This is a genomic window from Georgenia ruanii (assembly GCF_009193175.1).
GTDB lineage: Bacteria > Actinomycetota > Actinomycetes > Actinomycetales > Actinomycetaceae > Georgenia > Georgenia ruanii.
Map to the genome: position 1 here is coordinate 45154 of NZ_VUKE01000019.1, position 16530 is coordinate 61683.

Genomic DNA, 16530 nt, shown 5'->3' on the forward strand with positions numbered 1-16530 from the left:
GGTGGCCACTCCCCCGCGCGGGCTGGTCAGCGGGTCAGCTGGTGGTCAGAAGGTCAGCTGGCCGGCCAGGAGGCCTCGATCTGGTCGAGGACCGTCTTGGTGTCGGCGCCGTCGATCCACTGGGTCATCCCGGTCCAGAAGGAGCCGGCGCCCACCTCGGAGGGCATGAGGTCCGAGCCGTCGAAGCGGGCGACGGCGTCCTTGTCCTGGAGCAGCTCGATCGCCAGGCGCAGCACGTCCGAGGAGGCGTTGGCCGGGTCGACAGCCTTGTTCGCCGACGTCACGCCGCCGATCTTGACGCGGGTGTTGGCCCAGTCGCCGGAGGACATGTAGGCCTGCACCGCCTGGGTGGCCTCCTTGTCGTTGAACGCGCCGACGAACTCGCCACCCGTGAGCAGCGGCTTCTCGTCCGCGGTCTTGCCGGGCAGGTAGAACGCGAACGCCTGGCCCTCGGGGCTGACGTCGGTGCCCTCGGGCCACTGGGCCTCGTAGAAGGAGGCCTGGCGGTGCATGTAGCACTTGCCGTCGAGGATGGGCAGGCCGCCATCGTTGAAGGAGGTGGTCGCGATGGACCGGGAGTCGCCGATGCCGCCGTTGACGTAGGCGTCGTTCTTGAGGATCGAGCCGGCCATGTCGGCGGCCGCGACGATCTGCGGGTCGTTGAACGGCACCTCGTGGGTGACCCACTTGTCGTACAGGTCGCCGCCGCCCTGGCGCAGGACCATGTCCTCGATCCAGTCGGTGGCCGGCCAGCCGGTCGCCCCGCCGGACTCGATGCCGGCGCACCACGGCTTCTCGCCGGTGGCGGCGATCTTCTCGGTGAGGCTCATGAGTTCGTCCCAGGTGGTCGGGACCTCGTAGCCCTTGTCCGCGAAAAGCTTCGGCGAGTACCAGACGAAGGACTTCACCGAGGCCATGAGCGGGGCGGCGTAGAACTTCCCGTCCACGGTGCCGTAGGCCTTCCAGTCCTCCGACCAGCCCTCGTCGACGTTCTTCTCGACGGCGTCCGGGGCCTCGACGACGTAGCCGTCCTTGACCATGCGGGCCAGGAGGCCCGGCTGCGGGAAGATGGCGAGGTCGGGGGCGTTGCCGCCCTCGGCCTGGACGACGACCTGCTGCTCGAACTCGCCCGAGCCGTTGTGGACGACGTTGATGCCGGTGCACTCGCTGAAGTCGGTGAAGGTGTCCTGCAGCTGGTCGGCCTCTGCCTCACGGATGGAGGAGAAGAGGTTGACCGTCTCGCCCTTGAAGCTGCCGTACTGCTCGTAGGCCGCGCAGTCCGTGCCGGCGGCGCTGCTGCTGCCCCCGGTGCCGCCGCCGCCTCCGCCGCCCATGTTGTCGGCCCCGCAGGCGCTGAGCACCATGGCCATCGCGGCGGCGCTCGCCAGGGTGGCGAGCCCCCGCCGCCTGGTCGTCGTGTTCATGCGAACTCCTCGTCACGTCGTCGTGTCGAGCGCAGACGCGCTCCCTGCGGTTACCCAACCACTTGTCCGGGATCTGAGACCACCATTGTTCCGGATCCCGGCGTAACGATTCAGCAACGGCGCAACGGAGCCTCCCCGCTCCCGCCGACAGGTCATCTCCTCGGCGAGATGACGGTGCAGCGGCGGCCTGGCGACCGGCGGAGCGCGGCGGCCAGCGCCCCGCGAGGTGCGCGTCAGCGGGTCAGCGGGTCAGCGGGTCAGCGGGTCAGCGGGTCAGGAGAGCCCGCAGGACCACGGCTGCGCCGTCGTGGAAGACGTCGTCGGTGACCGCGTCCGCGGCGGCCTGCACCGGGTCGGCCGATCCCCCCATGGCCACCCCGTGCGCGGCCCACCCGAGCATCTCCAGGTCGTTGGACCCGTCGCCCATGGCCACCGTCGAGCCGGGGTCGATCTCCATGCGCCCGCGGAGCATCTCCAGCGCGCTGGCCTTGGTCACGCCGTCGGGGGAGATGTCGAGCCAGGCGGTCCAGCCGACGGCGTAGCTCACCCCGTGCAGCCCGACGCGCTGGACCAGGTCGTGGAAGTCCTGCGAGCTCAGCTCCGGGGCGCGCAGCGTCACGCGGGTGGCCGGGGCCGCGACGAGCTCCTCGAAGTCGACGACCTCGACCTGCCCGGTCAGCTCGCCCATCGGGAACGGGGCGGTCACCTTGAACCCCCGGCCGAGGTCCTCGACGGCGAACAGCCCGTCGGGCAGCTCCTCGCGCAGCAGCCGCAGCGTCGGGGCGGGGTCGAAGGTGACGACGTCGGCGATCTCGTGGCCGTCGTCGAGCTCGGGGTCCAGCCGGATGCACACCGCCCCGTTGGAGCACACCGCCCAGCCGCGCTCGAGGCCGAGCTCGGCGGCCACCGGCAGCACGCCCTGGACGGACCGGCCGGTGGAGAGGACCACGTGCGCCCCGGCGTCGCGCACCTCGGCGACCGCCTCGCGCACCGCGGGGCTGAGCCCGCCGTCGTGGGTGAGCAGCGTGCCGTCGATGTCGAGGGCGACCAGCAGCTCCGCCCCCGCCGGCGGCAGCGAGGCGGGCAGCAGGTCGCGCCACCTGGCCGCGCGCGCGGTCAGGGGCAGCACGCCGTTCGTCGTCGGGCCGTGACCGGCCGACCCGTCCGCCGTCACCGCGCCGCCGCTCCGGCGGGCTCGAGCACCTCGAGGCCGCCCAGGTAGGGCCGCAGGCCCTCGGGCACGCGCACCGAGCCGTCCGGCTGCTGGTGGTTCTCGAGGATCGCCACGATCCACCGGGTGGTGGCCAGCGTGCCGTTGAGCGTGGCCACGGTGCGGGTGTCGCCGTCGGCGGTGCGCTCCCGGATGCCCAGGCGCCGGGCCTGGAAGGTGGTGCAGTTGGAGGTGGAGGTCAGCTCGAGATAACGGCTCTGGGTGGGCAGCCACGCCTCGCAGTCGAACTTGCGGGCGGCGGAGGTGCCCAGGTCCCCGGCGGCGGTGTCGATGACCCGGTAGGGCAGCTCGACCTTGGCGAGCATCTCCTCCTCCCAGGCGAGCAGCCGCTGGTGCTCCTCGGCCGCCTCCTCCACGGGCACGTAGGAGAACATCTCCACCTTGTTGAACTGGTGGACGCGGATGATGCCGCGGGTGTCCTTGCCGTGCGAGCCCGCCTCGCGGCGGTAGCACGAGGACCAGCCGGCGTAGCGCAGCGGGCCGGTGGACAGGTCGAGGATCTCGTCGGCGTGGTAGCCGGCGAGCGCCACCTCCGAGGTCCCGACGAGGTAGAGGTCGTCGGCCTCGAGCCGGTAGATCTCGGCGTCGTGGGCGACGTCGAAGCCGGTGCCCTGCATGGTCTCGGGGCGCACCAGGGTCGGGGTGATCATCGGTGTGAAGCCGTACCCCACCGCCTGGTCCATCGCGGCGTTGAGCAGGGCGAGCTCGAGCCGGGCGCCGATGCCGGTGAGGAAGTAGAACCGGGCGCCGGAGACCTTCGCGCCGCGCCGGACGTCGATGGCCCGCAGCCCCTCGCCGAGGTCGAGGTGGTCCTTGGGCTCGAAGCCCTCGGCGGCGAAGTCGCGCGGGGTGCCGACGTGCTTGAGGACGACGTAGTCGTCCTCCCCGCCCACCGGCGCCGCGGGATCGACGACGTTGGGTATGGTGCGGGCGACGGCGTCGAGCGCGCCCTGGGCGTCGCCGGCGGCGGCCTCGGCGGCCTTGACCTGCTCGGCGAGGTCCTTGGCCCGGGCCAGGACGGCGGGGCGCTCCTCCGGGGAGGCCTTGCCCACGGACTTCGAGACCTGCTTCTGCTCGGCGCGCAGCTCCTCGAAGGAGGCGAGGGTGGCGCGGCGGCTGGCGTCCGCCTCCAGCAGCTGGTCGACGAGGTGGTCGTCCGCGCCGCGGGCGCGCTGGCTGGCGCGGACCGTCTCCGGGTCATCACGCAGTGCTCGAAGGTCGATCATGCGTCGAAGCCTAATGGGCGCCCCTGCAGCCGCCGCCCCGCGACCGTTACCCGGGCGGTGGCGCGGCCGCCCACCGCGCGCCCGGTGTGATCAGGCCCGCTCCGGGGCGCGCCCCCACGAGGGGCGGATGGAGCCGCGCGACCGTTACCTTGCCCCTATGACCTGGGAGGCGTGGGTGGCGGTGGCCGCCCTGACGCTCGCGCTCGTCGCGGTGGCGCTCGGGCTGGCCGCCTGGCGGGCGGTGCGGCGGCGCACGCCGTCGTTCGCCGAGCCCCGGCTGCCCGAGAAGGCCGCCGACGAGACCCGCAGCGGTCCGCCCGCCGTCGTCTTCAACCCCTCCAAGGGGGACGCCCGGGCGGTGCGCGCCCTCGTCACCCAGACCGCCACCGACGTCGGCATGCCCGAGCCCCTGTGGTTCGAGACCACCGTGGAGGACCCCGGCCTGGGCCAGACCCGCGAGGCGCTCGAGCGCGGCGCCTCGGTGGTCATCGCGGCGGGCGGGGACGGCACCGTCCGGGCCGTCGCGGAGGGCCTCGCCGGCACCGGGGTGCCCATGGGCCTGCTGCCCCTGGGCACGGGCAACCTCTTCGCCCGCAACCTCGACCTGCCGCTGAGCAGCCAGCGGGAGATGGTCGCCACCGCGCTGACCGGGCGCAACCGCGTCGTCGACCTCGGCTGGCTGCGCACCGAGCCGCTGACCGAGGAGGAGGCCGGGGCGGTGCGCGGCCGGGACGACGCCTCGACCGCCCGCTCCGCCGAGCGCACCGCGTCCGGGCAGGCCGCCAAGGGCCGCTACCTCGACCCCGCCCACCCCCAGGACCCCGGCCAGCTCGAGGAGGCCGGGGCGGTGCCGCCGGACATCGACGCCCCGCCGGACGACCCGGACAAGGAGCACGTCTTCCTCGTCATCGGCGGCCTGGGCTTCGACGCCGCGATGGTCGCCGGCGCGGACGAGGACCTCAAGGCCCGGCTCGGCTGGATCGCCTACTTCGTCGCCGGGGTCAGGCACCTGGCCGGCCGGAAGATCCGGGCGACGGTGGAGCTCGGCGACTCCGTGCAGTCCGGGCTGATCACCGCGCGCACGATCCTGTTCGCCAACGTCGGGCGCCTGCCCGGCGGCGTCGTCCTCCTCCCCGACGCCCAGATCGACGACGGCTACCTCGACGTCGCCGTCATCGACACCCGCGGCGGGCTCATCGGGTGGGCGGACCTGCTGCGCAAGGTCACGCTGCAGGGCCTGGGCATCCGCAAGGACCTGCTGCCCTACAGCACCGGGTCCATCCGGTTCCGCCGGGCCCAGGAGGTCGTGGTGCGCACCGAGGAGCCCGAGCACGTCCAGGTCGACGGCGACCTCGTCGGGTTCGCGACGACGATCTACGCCCGCACGGAGAAGGGCGGCCTGGTCGTCCGGACCGCGTGATCGGCGCCGCGCGCCGGCCGCCTCGACCGCGACGGCGCCGCCCCGAAGCCCCGGCTCAGACCGTCCCGCCGGCGAGGAGGTCACGCACCCACTCCCGCGCGGCGCGGAAGTCGGCGTCGTGGGTGCCGGGGCGCAGGTGCGGGCGCTGGCCGTCGGCGCGCGGGTAGGAGCCGAGGAACCGCACGGTCGGGCACACCCGGTGCAGGCCGATGAGCGTGGCCTGCACCCGCTCCTCGCTCACGTGCCCCTCGGCGTCGATGGAGAAGGAGTATCGGCCCAGGGAGTCGCCGATGGGCCGGGACTCGATGCGCGAGAGGTTCACCCCGCGGGTGGCGAACTGCTCGAGCATGCTCAGCAGCGCGCCGGCCTCGTTGTCGGGCAGGTGGACCATGAGGGTGGTCTTGTCCGCCCCGGTGGGCTCGGGCAGGTAGCCGGGCCGGGCGACGAGGATGAACCGGGTGACGGCGTGGGGGTTGTCGGCCACGCCGTCGGCCAGCACGGGCAGGCCGTACTTCCGCACCGACAGGGGCGAGGCGAGCGCGGCGTCGAAGCCGGGCGCGTCCTGGTCGCCGGCGAGCAGCGCGACGGCGGCCGCGGTGGACGTGGCCGGCACGTGCACGGCGCCGGGCAGGTGGGCGCCCACCCAGCCGCGGCACTGGGCCCAGGCGTGCGGGTGGGTGGAGATGCGCCGGACGTGCGCGAGGGTCATCCCCTCCCGGGCGGCCAGCACGAACGCGATCGGCACGAGCATCTCGCCGACGATGACCAGCGGGGAGCCGGTGGCGAGGCTGTCGAGGGTGACGTTGACGCTGCCCTCCACCGAGTTCTCGATGGGCACGACGGCGAAGTCGACCTCCCCGCGGCGCACCAGGTCCAACGCGGTCACCACGTCGAGGCACGGGACGAGCTCGGACTCCGTGGGATCGGTCACCTGCAGCAGCGCCGCCTCGGTGAAGGTGCCCTCCGGGCCGAGGTAGGCGTAGCGGGCCCGGGCGGTGCCGGTCGCGGTGGGCGCCGGCGTCGCCTGGGCCGCGCCGCCGCGCGCCTCGGGGAGCCCCGCGGGCACCGTGCCGACGCGCTCGACGTCGCCTGCGTCGTCGTGCATGAGGGTCCTCCTGGTCTCGGATCGCGCCCGAGCCTAGTGCGGTGCGCGCGGCCCCTCCCCGGCCGGTCCAGCACGTGGCACGTAGGCTTCCGGACGTGAGCAGCACCCGACGCCGGCAGCAGCAGCGGCGCAGGGCCGCGATCATCGCCCTGGTCGTCGCCCTGGCCCTCGTACTGCCCTTCCTCCTGCCGCTGGTCGGGGCGGCGGCCGCCACGCCGGCCGCCGCGGCGACGGCGCGGCCCGCGGTGGCGCCGGCCGGCGCGGCAACACCGGCGACCGCGCCCGCCGGCACCCCGCCGCGCACGCAGCCGGTCCTCGCCGGCCCGGACGCCCCGGTCGTCGTCATCGGCACCGCCGGGGTGCGCTGGGAGGACCTGTCCTCCCTGGCCACGCCGAACATGTGGGGCCTCGCCCAGCACGGGGCCAGCGCCAACCTGGTGGTGCGCTCGGTGCGCTCCTCCACCTGCCCGGCGGACGGCTGGCTCGCCCTCTCGGCCGGCCGCCGCGCCGCCGACGTGCCGATGGAGCAGTACGGCACCTGCCGCCACCTGGACGAGGCGGACCAGGACGGCGCCGTCCCCGGCTGGTCGGACTACCTCGAGGCCGCCGGCGCCGCCTCCTACGACGCCACCCCCGGGCTGCTCGGCGACACCCTGAGCCGGGCCGGCGTGCCCACGGTCGCCGTCGGCCCCGGCGCCGCGATCGCGCTGGCCACCTCGGCCGGCGCGGTGGCCGGCGACCACATCTACGCCTCCACCAGCTCCCCGCGCCTGCAGGACCAGGTGGCCCAGGCGCTGCCCGGCAAGGCGCTCGCCGTCGTCGACGTCGGCGCGGTGCGCGACCGCAACCGCCCGCTCGTGCCCGCGCCCAGCGACGCCCCGAGCGGCACCGGCCCGCTGACCGAGCCCGCGCCCGCGGAGACCCCGAGCCTGCCCGCGGAGGAGGCGTGGCTGCTCAAGTCCCCCGAGCGCGGCCTACAGGTCGCGGCGCTGGACGCGCGCGTGGGGGCGGTGCTCGCCGCCGTCCGCGAGACCGCCCCGGACGCGACCGTCCTGCTCGCCTCGGTGGCCGACTCCGGGTCGGTCGCCCTCATGCAGCTGCTCACCGGCGACGGCCCGGCGCTGCCGCCGATCTCCGCCGACGGCGCCGTGTTCGACACCCGCTCCACCCGCCAGCCCGGCATGGTCCAGTCCACCGACCTCACGCCCACCCTGCTGGCGATGCTCGGCCTGGACGTCCCGGCGGGCCTGGCCGGCGCGCCGCTGGGCGTCACCGCGGACGGGCGCTCCGGCCCGGCCCGCGTGGCGGCCCTGGACGACACCAACCGCCACGCGGTGGAGGTCAAGGCCCTGGTGGGCCCGTTCTACTCCGCGCTGGTCCTCGTCAACCTGCTGCTCTACGGCGTGGTCACGTTCGGGCTGAACCGCCGGATGCTCGACGGCGCGGCGGCGCGGCTGGAGGGGCACGGGCCCACCCGCGCCCGGATCGCCCGGGCGCTGCGCTCGCGCCGGCCGGCCCCGCTGCTGCGCACGCTGCGCTGGGCCGCGGTGATCATCGGCGCCGTGCCGGTGGCGTCCTACCTCACCAACCTCCTGCCGTGGTGGCGCGCCGACAGCCCCGCCAGCGCGGTGTACGCGTACACCCTGGCCCTCGCCGTCGTCATCGCCGCGGTGGCGCTGGCCGGGCCGTGGCGGCGCCGGCTGCTCGCGCCGGTCGGCGTCGTCGCCGGCCTGACCACCGTGGTGCTGGCCGTGGACGTCCTCACCGGCGCCCGGCTGCAGGTCTCCTCGCTCATGGGCATCCAGCCCCAGGTGGGCGGGCGGTTCTACGGGTTCAACAACTCCTCGTTCTCCCTCTTCGCCGCCGCCGCCATCCTCGTGGCCCTGTGCCTGAGCGACCCGCTGGTGCGGCACGGGCGACGGCGCTGGGCCGCGGCGGTCATCGCCGTCATCGGCCTCGTCGCCACGGTGCTCGACGGCGCCCCGTCGATCGGGGCGGACTTCGGCGGCCCGCCGGCGCTCATCCCCGGCTTCCTCGTGCTCGCGCTGCTCGCGATGGGCGTCCGGCTGACCTGGCGACGGGTGCTGCTCGTCCTCGGCGTCACCGCGGTGGCGGCGCTGAGCTTCTCGGTGATCGACTGGCTGCGCCCGCCGTCCGAGCGCTCCCACCTGGGCCGCTTCGTCGAGACGGTGCTCGACGGCGGCCTGTGGTCCGTCATCACCCGCAAGGCCTCGCAGAACCTCGCCAACCTGTTCGGCTCGACGCTGACCCTGCTGGTGATCGGCGGGATCATCGTCGTGGTCGTCCTGCTCACCCGGCCGCTGCGCCGCGAGCGCCAGGGCGAGTCCAGCTACGGGTGGCTCACCGGCGGGGACACCATCGGGCGCATCGACCGCGACGCCGTCATGCTGCGCCCGACGCTGGTGGCGCTGGGCACCTGCTTCGCGCTGGCCTTCGCGGTGAACGACTCCGGCATCGTGCTGCCGGCCATCGGCATCTCCATGGCGGTGCCGCTGCTGGTGGCGGTGGTGACCGGGTGGCTGCTCGTGCACGGCGTGGCCGAGGGCGGCGAGCGGCCGGAGGCCGGGCCGGGCGCGGACGGCCGGGGCGGGGGCACCGAGCCCGTGCCCGGGCCCGGCGAGGGCGCTCAGCCCTCGGGCGAGGTGGCCCAGGCGCGGTAGGGCCGGCCGGGCTTCTGGCGGGCCGCGTCGTCGCCGCGGCGCGAGGCCGGCACGCGCACCCCGCGCAGCCGCCGGGTGTTGACCGCCAGGGCGACGTCGCGGTACTGCGCGCCGCGGTGCAGCTGGCCGGCGAGGTCGTTGCGGGAGGGCCGGTGCCGCAGGTCGCAGGGCACCTCCATGACGGTCAGGCCGGCGACGAGCAGGTCGATGGTCATCCCGGTCTCCACGCCCCAGCCGCGCGAGAGCGGGCTCGCGGCCTCGAACGCGGCGCGGGTGAGGCAGCGCTGCCCGGACAGCGGCTGGGTGGGGTTCCAGCCGGTGGCCCGGGCGATGGACCGGCGCGCGAGGCCGGTGACGATGCCGCGGCCGCCGGCGCCGGGCTGGGGCGGCAGCACGGCGATGCTGCAGTCGGCCCGGCCCTCGAGCACCGGGGGGACCAGCGGCGCGGTCGCGACGGCGGTCTCGCCCAGGTCGGCGTCGAGGAAGAGGAGTAGTCGCGGGGGCCGGCCCTCGACGTCGCGCATGGCGACGACGGAGGCGCCGGTCTCCATGGCGGAGGCCTTGCCGCGGTTGACCGAGTGGCGCACGACGACGGCGCCGGCGGCGCGGGCGGCGTGCTGGGTGTCGTCCTCGGAGCCGTCGTCGACGACGAGCACGAGGTCGACGTGAGGGATGGCCCGGGCGGCGCGGACGGTGCCGGCGATCCGGTCCACCTCGTCCTTGGCGGGGATGACGACGGCGACCCGCTGGGACCTCGCTCCTGCCTGCCTCACGGGGCCACCCTATCCTCGGTCTCGACCCGAGGTGCACCGCGTCCGGATGAGGCCTTGACCACCGCATGACTCAGGGGAGGCGATCCGCGAGGCTGCGGCATGTCCGGCCCGGCGTGCGCGGAGCAGGCACGGCCGCTGCGTGATCGGGGGAGCCGCGGCCGCTGCGTGACCGGGCAGCCGCGCCCGCTGCGTGGTCGGGCAGCCGCGCCCGCTACCTGACCGGGAGGGTCACCGGCCGGGTTGGCGGTTGGCGTGGTAGAGGTCCGTCATGGCGTCCGCGACGAGCCCGGCCCGTTCGGGGCCGAGGACGTCGACGACCCGGGACCGGTTGACCTCCGCGACGAGACGGCTCAGCTCGTCCGCGACGTCGCTCCCGCCGCTCGTGAGCTCGAGGAACGTCACCCGACGGTCGTCCGCGCAGGGCACCCGGACGACCAGGCCGCGTCGGGTGAGCCTGTCCGCGATCTTCGTGAAGCCGCCGGTGGTGAAGGCAGCGGCGCGCGCGAGCTTGGCCATCGGCACCCGGTGCTCGGGGTGGCGGTGCAGGTTGAGCAGCGTCTCCGTCTCCGCCTCGTTCAGCGAGAAGGCGGCCTTGATGGCGTCGTGGATCGCCTGGTTGGTCGCCTGGAAACCCTGGATGACACGCCCCCACAGCTCGACGGACGCCCGATCGTCGAGCGGCGGCGACGCCTTGGTCGGTGGGGTCATCGGAAGCTCCATCCATCACGAGTGCCGCCCCCTGCAGCGCCAAGATACTTAGCACGCAAGCAGGTTGCGAGACAGAGGGCCCTGGCGTCCACCGTCGCAGCCCGCGCCCGCCTCGAGCGGCGACCCGGCACATCCTGCTCCCGAGCGCCCCCGAGCGGGCGCCGAGGCGGCCGAGAGCGTGGCGGCAGGACTCACTTCGCGCACCCCGACCAACGCGGTCGCCGCCGTCTTACACGCCTTCCGACGGCACACCGTGCGGCGCCAAGCGCGGCACACGACCCAACCCGGTGGACCCACTCTCACCCCTTCTTAGTTAAGTTGTCAACCACTTTCTTGGAAGGTTACGGTGACGGCGTCGCTCCACCCGGAGCGGCCACCGGGCACGATTCGCCGCCCGATCGGCGCGAGAACTCGGTGGTAAGTCCGGTCCCGGCAGCTCCTGCCGAGATCCTTCTGGGAAGGCACAACCACGCCCATGCGACCCCGTCCGCTCCTGACCGCCGCCCTGACAACCTTGTCCGCCCTGGCGGTGGCCACCCCCGCCCTCGCCACCGCGGCGCTGCCCAACGATGGGGGCAGCGGCACCACCCAGGCCGCGGCCGTCTCGGAGGACTTCACCAAGAAGGTGCTCACCACCGGCCTGGCCGACCCCTTCGAGGTGCTCTACGGCCCCGGCGGGAAGCTGTGGGTCACCGAGCGCACCGGTGGCCGCGTCACCCAGGTCGACCCCGCCACCGGGGAGAAGACGACGATCCTGACCATCGACGGCGTCATGACCACCGCCGGCGAGCAGGACGGCCTGCTCGGCATGGCCCTGCACCCGGACCTGCTCAAGGACAACAAGAAGAAGAACCAGTACGTCTACCTGTCCTACACCTACGACGGTGGCGGCACGGGCCCCGCCGGGGAGGAGCTCGACCGGCGCCAGCGGCTGGTGCGCTACACCTACGACGCCACCAGCAACACCCTCGTGGAGCCGACGACCCTGATCGAGGGCATGCCCGCCAGCGACGACCACAACTCCGGGCGCCTCGTCTTCGGCCCCGACAGCAAGCTCTACTACACGATCGGTGACCGCGGGAACAACCAGGACCTCAACGCCTACAAGCCCAACGAGGCCCAGCGCCTGCCCACCCAGGACGAGGTCGACGCGAAGGACTGGACCGCCTACCAGGGCAAGACCCTGCGCCTGAACCTCGACGGCTCCGTCCCCAAGGACAACCCCAAGCTCGACGGCGTGAAGAGCCACGTCTACACCTACGGCCACCGCAACCCCCAGGGGCTGACGTTCGCCAACGGCAAGCTCTACTCCTCCGAGCAGGGCCCCAAGAGCGACGACGAGCTCAACCTCCTCAAGGCCGGCGGCAACTACGGCTGGCCCTACGTCTCGGGATACAAGGACGACCAGGCCTACGTCTTCGGTGACTGGTCCGCCGGCACCACGCTGCCCTACGACGGGTTCAACATCCCCGACGAGGTCCCCCAGTACTTCGAGCACGACTTCACCGCCGCCAACTTCGTCGAGCCGCTGCGCACGTACTTCACCGTCGCCGACAATCACGATTTCAAGGGCGACGACTGCGACACCTCCGGGCTGTACTTCATCTGCTACCCGACCATTGCCCCCTCCAGCCTGGAGCACTACGACGCGACGGCCATCCCGGGCTGGGAGAACTCCCTGCTCATGCCCACCCTCAAGAGCGGCGAGCTCTTCCGCGTCGACCTGACCGACGACGGCGAGAAGGTCGGCGACTCCCAGCGGCTGTTCCGCTCCGTCAACCGCTACCGCGACACCGCCATCAGCCCCGACGGCGCCACCATCATCGTGGCCACCGACTCCGCCGGCCTCGCCCGGGGCACCGACGGTGACTCCACCAACGAGCTCGAGAACCCCGGCTCCCTGCTCACCTTCACCTACACCGGCAGGTAGTAGGCAGGAACCGGCTCCGGCAGGTTGCGGCCCTTCCCAGGGACAGCACGCCGGACGAGGACCAACGGCCGTCGCCCCGACATCCGGGGCGACGGCCGTTGGCCGCATCAGCGCATCAGCGCAGGCTCACCTGGCGGGAGACGATGCCGGCGCGGGCGCGACGCTCGTCGGCGGTGAGCGGCGCATCGGTGGCCAAGGCTTCCTCGAGCTTCTTCTCGAAGGCCTGCAGCGGCCCGGCGATCTCCTCGGCCTCGGTGCCCGGCGCCAGTTCCCACACCGGGATGAGGATGCCGCAGGCGCGGAAGGCGCCGATGAACTTCGAGCCGTCGTCGATGGCGGACGCGCGGTCGGCGTGCAGGCGGGCGATCGCGTCGAGGACGCGCTCCTGGTCCTCGGGGCGGGCCCAGCGCAGGAACTCCCGGGCACCCATGCGCACCCAGTAGGCCGACTCGACGCCGTCGATCTTGACGGTGGGGACGATCTCCTCGCTGGCGTGCTCGAGCGCGTGCGCCACGTCCGGGTCCTCGGCCGAGCCGGGGGCGAGCCAGTAGTCGAAGGTGTCGTGGACGGTGACCTCGAAGGGCACCGTGGTGTCGAGGACGTCCTGCAGGCGCGGCCCCGGCTCCGGCAGCCCGGCGCGGGTCAGCGGCGTGCCGGGCTCGAGGTCGAGGGCGTCGAGCAGGGCGGCGGCGACGTCGCGCGAGGCGTCGCCGGAGTGCTGGGCGGTCTGCAGGGCGACGAGCACGGTGCCGTCCTCGCGGTGCAGCGCGGGCAGCGTGTCGGGCAGGAGGGTGACGAGCTGGACCTCCCGCGCGCCGTGCTCCTCCGTGGTGCGCACGGTGACCGTCGCGGCGGGGACGACCTCGCGCAGCGCGACGAGGTCGGTCTCGCCGGGCAGGCCCTCGAAGGGACGCTCGACGTAGGGGACTTCCTGGCGCTTCGGCTTCGGCGCGCCCTCGGACTTCTTGCGGCTCTTCTTACCCATGGGGCCCAAGCGTACGGGTCACGGCGGCGAGCCCCCGCGCCCGCCGCCGGGTCGTCCCGACGCCGGATGCGGTTCTTGCGAGGCTCGGCGACGCCGCGCGCGAGTGCCGGGCAGGCGCCGTCCGGTGGCCACGGTGCCGGGCAGGCGCCGCCCGGTGGCCACGGTGCCGGGCAGGCGCCGCCCGGTGGTCACGGCGCGGGGCTGGCCGCCGTCGGACGGTGGCCGCGGAGGCGTCAGAGGACGGTGGGGGTCCGACCGCCCTCGGCGGTGAGGGGCAGTCCCGCGGCCTGCCACTGCTTCATGCCGCCCTCGACGTTGTAGGCGTCGTAGCCGGAGTGGTTGAGCCAGGCGGCCGAGCGGGCCGAGCGGCCGCCGGAGCGGCACACCACGAGCAGCTCGCCCTCCGGCAGCTCGTCAACCCGCGCGGGCAGCTGCCCCATGGGGATGTGCACGGCGCCCGGCGCGTGGCCGGCGTCCCACTCGTCCTGCTCGCGCACGTCCAGGAGGACGAAGCCCTCCGGGACAGGGTGCTGGGCATCGAGGTCGGCGATGGTCACCGGGGTGCCGGGGACGTCGGGAAGTGTCATGGCACCAGCGTAGGCAGCGGCGCCCGTGCGGGCAGGCGGACGACCCGCCGGGAGAGTACACCGGCCGGCCGCCGGCGCTGAACAGCGCGGAACTCCCGGGTGGACGGCGCGGAAAGCGCGGGCAAGACCGCCGCAGCGGCCGCCTTATCTCGGGCGTTCCCCGGGGCTCCGGTGGCAGGATCGGCACCATGCACGAGCGCGCCGGTACTCCCGCCCAGCCCGAGGACCTCATCGACGTCGACAAGGTCGTCTCGGCCTACTACGACCTGATCCCGGACCCCGACGACCCGGCCCAGCAGGTCGTCTTCGGCACCTCCGGGCACCGCGGCTCCAGCCTCGACAGCGCCTTCAACGAGGCGCACATCGTGGCCACGACCGCCGCGATCGTCGAGTACCGCCGCTCCCAGGGGATCGACGGCCCCCTGTTCATCGGCCGCGACACCCACGCCCTGAGCGAGCCGGCCTGGCGCACCGCCATCGAGGTGCTCAGCGCGGCCGGTGTGGAGGTCCGCGTCGACGCCCGCGACTCGTGGACCCCCACCCCGGCCGTCTCGCACGCCATCCTGCGCGCGAACGGCGCCGGTACCACCGGCGGGGTGCGGGTGGAGGGGCCGGGCCTGGCCGACGGCATCGTCGTCACCCCCTCGCACAACCCGCCGCGCGACGGCGGCTTCAAGTACAACCCCCCGCACGGCGGGCCGGCCGGCTCGGACGCCACCTCGGTCATCGCCGCCCGCGCCAACGAGATCCTGCGCAGCGGGTGGCGGGACGTGCCGCGGACGCCGTTCGAGCGGGCCGTCACCGCCGAGACCACCCGCAAGAACGACTTCCTCAGCGCCTACGTCGACGACCTCGTCAACGTCCTGGATCTCGACGCGATCCGCGAGGCCGGTGTGCGCATCGGGGCGGACCCGCTGGGCGGGGCGTCGGTGGAGTACTGGGCCGCGATCGGCGAGCGCCACCACCTCGACCTCACCGTGGTCAACCCGACGGTCGACCCCACCTGGCGGTTCATGACGCTGGACTGGGACGGCAAGATCCGCATGGACTGCTCCTCCCCCTGGGCGATGGCGTCGCTGCGGGACAAGATGCGCCCCACCGACGGACACACGCCCTACGACATCGCCACGGGCAACGACGCCGACTCCGACCGGCACGGCATCGTCACCCCCGACGGCGGCCTGATGAACCCCAACCACTACCTCGCCGTCGCGATCGAGTACCTCTTCACCCACCGGCCGGGCTGGCGCGCGGACGCCGCCGTGGGCAAGACGCTCGTCTCCTCCGCCCTCATCGACCGGGTCGCGGCCGGGCTGGGCCGGACCCTGATCGAGGTGCCGGTGGGCTTCAAGTACTTCGTGCCCGGGCTGCTCGACGGCTCGGTCGGCTTCGGTGGCGAGGAGTCGGCCGGGGCGTCGTTCCTGCGCAAGGACGGCACGGTGTGGACCACCGACAAGGACGGCATCCTGCTCGCGCTGCTCGCCTCGGAGATCCTCGCGGTGACCGGCCGGTCCCCGAGCGCGCTGCACGCCGACCTCGTCGAGCGATACGGCGCCAGCGCGTACGCCCGCATCGACGCCCCGGCCAGCAAGGCGCAGAAGGCCAAGCTCGCCAAGCTGCGCCCGGAGGACGTCGCGGCTACCGAGCTGGCCGGGGAACCGATCACCGACCGGCTGGTCGACGCCCCCGGCAACGGCGCGGCCATCGGCGGGCTCAAGGTCACCACCGAGGACGCCTGGTTCGCCGCGCGGCCCTCGGGGACCGAGGACGTGTACAAGATCTACGCCGAGTCCTTCAAGGGCGGCGACCACCTCACCGCGGTGCAGGCGGAGGCGAAGAAGGTGGTCGACGCGGCGCTGGGCGAGTAGCGCCGAGGTCGAGGCGCCAGTCGTTGGCGCGCATCATCGTGCCGACCGGGTACTCGACCTCGACCGCGCCGAGCAGCGTGAAGCCCGCCTTGCGGCACACGGCGTTCGACGCGGCGTTGCCCACCGCGGGGATGGCGCGCACCCACCGCCGCCGTCCCTCCTCCCGCGCCCGGTCCAGGGCCAGGACGGTGGCGCGGGTGGCGAAGCCGTGCCCCCAGCACTCCGGCCGCACGCCCAGCCGATCTCGTGGATGGGCGTGCCGTCGACCTCGTCGTCCCAGAACCCCACCGAGGCCACCGCCCGCCCGTCGAGCACGGCGACGAACATCCGCCCGCGCCCCGTGGCGGCAAGTCCGAGGTACCGCTCGTGCCGCGTGGCCAGCTTCTCCGCCGGCTCCGGCCCGCCCAGGTACCTGGTGGCCGCCTCGCTGCCCATCGTCGCGACGAGCAGCTCGAGGTCCTCCTCCGCCCACTCCCGCAGTCGCAGACCCATCCGCTTGGCTCCTCTCCCGGCGGGGCGTCGCCGCCCGCGGCCGATGCGCCACCCTGGCTGGCGGTGGACGCTAGCGGCCCGCGCCGACATCGGGGGCGGG

12 protein-coding genes and 1 pseudogene are annotated in these 16530 nt (G+C 74.0%); 4 read left to right on the top strand and 9 right to left on the bottom strand.

All coding sequences use genetic code 11. The features are described 5' to 3' along the window. Nucleotides 1-53 precede the first annotated feature (53 nt). The 3 genes from GD880_RS16675 to serS form a co-directional block, all read right to left on the bottom strand. A complete protein-coding gene (locus GD880_RS16675; RefSeq protein ID WP_152232740.1) occupies nucleotides 54-1424 on the bottom strand; it encodes an ABC transporter substrate-binding protein in 1371 nt (456 codons plus the stop codon). A gap of 265 nt (nucleotides 1425-1689) precedes the next feature. Further along, a complete protein-coding gene (locus GD880_RS16680; protein WP_319593272.1) occupies nucleotides 1690-2553 on the bottom strand; it encodes an HAD family hydrolase in 864 nt (287 codons plus the stop codon). Between the two features lie 41 nt (nucleotides 2554-2594). Further along, nucleotides 2595-3881, bottom strand: a complete 1287-nt coding sequence (serS, locus tag GD880_RS16685; protein ID WP_152232741.1) for a serine--tRNA ligase — start codon at nucleotides 3879-3881, stop codon at nucleotides 2595-2597. A 157-nt stretch (nucleotides 3882-4038) separates the two neighbouring features. Here serS and GD880_RS16690 point away from each other — a divergent pair, with 157 nt between their 5' ends. Next, the gene (locus tag GD880_RS16690) at nucleotides 4039-5301 is read left to right on the top strand and encodes a diacylglycerol/lipid kinase family protein (RefSeq protein WP_152232742.1); all 1263 of its coding nucleotides are present in this window, start codon (nucleotides 4039-4041) and stop codon (nucleotides 5299-5301) included. A gap of 55 nt (nucleotides 5302-5356) precedes the next feature. Here the strand turns inward: GD880_RS16690 and pheA are convergent, their stop codons facing one another. Next, complete coding sequence (gene pheA / locus GD880_RS16695) at nucleotides 5357-6406, bottom strand: prephenate dehydratase (protein WP_152232743.1); 1050 nt, start codon at nucleotides 6404-6406, stop codon at nucleotides 5357-5359. A 95-nt stretch (nucleotides 6407-6501) separates the two neighbouring features. Here pheA and GD880_RS16700 point away from each other — a divergent pair, with 95 nt between their 5' ends. After that, nucleotides 6502-9087 carry a hypothetical protein gene (locus tag GD880_RS16700; RefSeq protein ID WP_152232744.1) on the top strand — a complete coding sequence of 862 codons (2586 nt, stop codon included), beginning with the start codon at nucleotides 6502-6504 and terminating at the stop codon, nucleotides 9085-9087. Here the strand turns inward: GD880_RS16700 and GD880_RS16705 are convergent. Together GD880_RS16705 and GD880_RS16710 are read right to left on the bottom strand one after the other, a co-directional pair. Next, nucleotides 9054-9860 (bottom strand): glycosyltransferase, encoded by an 807-nt coding sequence (locus tag GD880_RS16705; RefSeq protein ID WP_152232745.1) that lies wholly within the window; start codon nucleotides 9858-9860, stop codon nucleotides 9054-9056. The two genes, GD880_RS16700 and GD880_RS16705, sit on opposite strands and share 34 nt — an antisense overlap. 228 nt (nucleotides 9861-10088) lie before the next feature. Beyond that, complete coding sequence (locus tag GD880_RS16710) at nucleotides 10089-10568, bottom strand: MarR family winged helix-turn-helix transcriptional regulator (RefSeq protein WP_152232746.1); 480 nt, start codon at nucleotides 10566-10568, stop codon at nucleotides 10089-10091. A 475-nt stretch (nucleotides 10569-11043) separates the two neighbouring features. Between GD880_RS16710 and GD880_RS16715 the strand changes: the two genes are divergently transcribed. After that, the gene (locus GD880_RS16715) at nucleotides 11044-12498 is read left to right on the top strand and encodes a glucose/sorbosone family PQQ-dependent dehydrogenase (protein WP_152232747.1); all 1455 of its coding nucleotides are present in this window, start codon (nucleotides 11044-11046) and stop codon (nucleotides 12496-12498) included. A gap of 115 nt (nucleotides 12499-12613) precedes the next feature. Here GD880_RS16715 and GD880_RS16720 read toward each other — a convergent pair whose 3' ends face one another. Continuing rightward, on the bottom strand, nucleotides 12614-13483 hold the full coding sequence (locus GD880_RS16720; RefSeq protein ID WP_152232748.1) for a DUF5926 family protein: 870 nt from the start codon (nucleotides 13481-13483) through the stop codon (nucleotides 12614-12616). 233 nt (nucleotides 13484-13716) lie between these two features. Next, nucleotides 13717-14070 (bottom strand): rhodanese-like domain-containing protein, encoded by a 354-nt coding sequence (locus GD880_RS16725; RefSeq protein WP_152232749.1) that lies wholly within the window; start codon nucleotides 14068-14070, stop codon nucleotides 13717-13719. A 188-nt stretch (nucleotides 14071-14258) separates the two neighbouring features. On the opposite strand from GD880_RS16725, the gene pgm reads away from it, so the two are divergent. Next, on the top strand, nucleotides 14259-15938 hold the full coding sequence (gene pgm / locus GD880_RS16730; protein WP_152232750.1) for a phosphoglucomutase (alpha-D-glucose-1,6-bisphosphate-dependent): 1680 nt from the start codon (nucleotides 14259-14261) through the stop codon (nucleotides 15936-15938). Here the strand turns inward: pgm and GD880_RS21195 are convergent. After that, nucleotides 15883-16520: pseudogene (locus GD880_RS21195) on the bottom strand (GNAT family N-acetyltransferase). The gene pgm and the pseudogene GD880_RS21195 sit on opposite strands and share 56 nt — an antisense overlap. Between the last annotated feature and the right edge of the window lie 10 nt (nucleotides 16521-16530).

What these genes read in the sequence shown, in the direction of transcription:
- GD880_RS16675 (WP_152232740.1), bottom strand. Translation starts at nt 1,424, where the DNA reads ATGAACACGACGACCAGGCGGCGGGGGCTCGCCACCCTGGCGAGCGCC.
- serS (WP_152232741.1), bottom strand. Translation starts at nt 3,881, where the DNA reads ATGATCGACCTTCGAGCACTGCGTGATGACCCGGAGACGGTCCGCGCC.
- GD880_RS16690 (WP_152232742.1), top strand. Translation starts at nt 4,039, where the DNA reads ATGACCTGGGAGGCGTGGGTGGCGGTGGCCGCCCTGACGCTCGCGCTC.
- pheA (WP_152232743.1), bottom strand. Translation starts at nt 6,406, where the DNA reads ATGCACGACGACGCAGGCGACGTCGAGCGCGTCGGCACGGTGCCCGCG.
- GD880_RS16710 (WP_152232746.1), bottom strand. Translation starts at nt 10,568, where the DNA reads ATGACCCCACCGACCAAGGCGTCGCCGCCGCTCGACGATCGGGCGTCC.
- GD880_RS16715 (WP_152232747.1), top strand. Translation starts at nt 11,044, where the DNA reads ATGCGACCCCGTCCGCTCCTGACCGCCGCCCTGACAACCTTGTCCGCC.
- GD880_RS16720 (WP_152232748.1), bottom strand. Translation starts at nt 13,483, where the DNA reads ATGGGTAAGAAGAGCCGCAAGAAGTCCGAGGGCGCGCCGAAGCCGAAG.
- GD880_RS16725 (WP_152232749.1), bottom strand. Translation starts at nt 14,070, where the DNA reads ATGACACTTCCCGACGTCCCCGGCACCCCGGTGACCATCGCCGACCTC.
- pgm (WP_152232750.1), top strand. Translation starts at nt 14,259, where the DNA reads ATGCACGAGCGCGCCGGTACTCCCGCCCAGCCCGAGGACCTCATCGAC.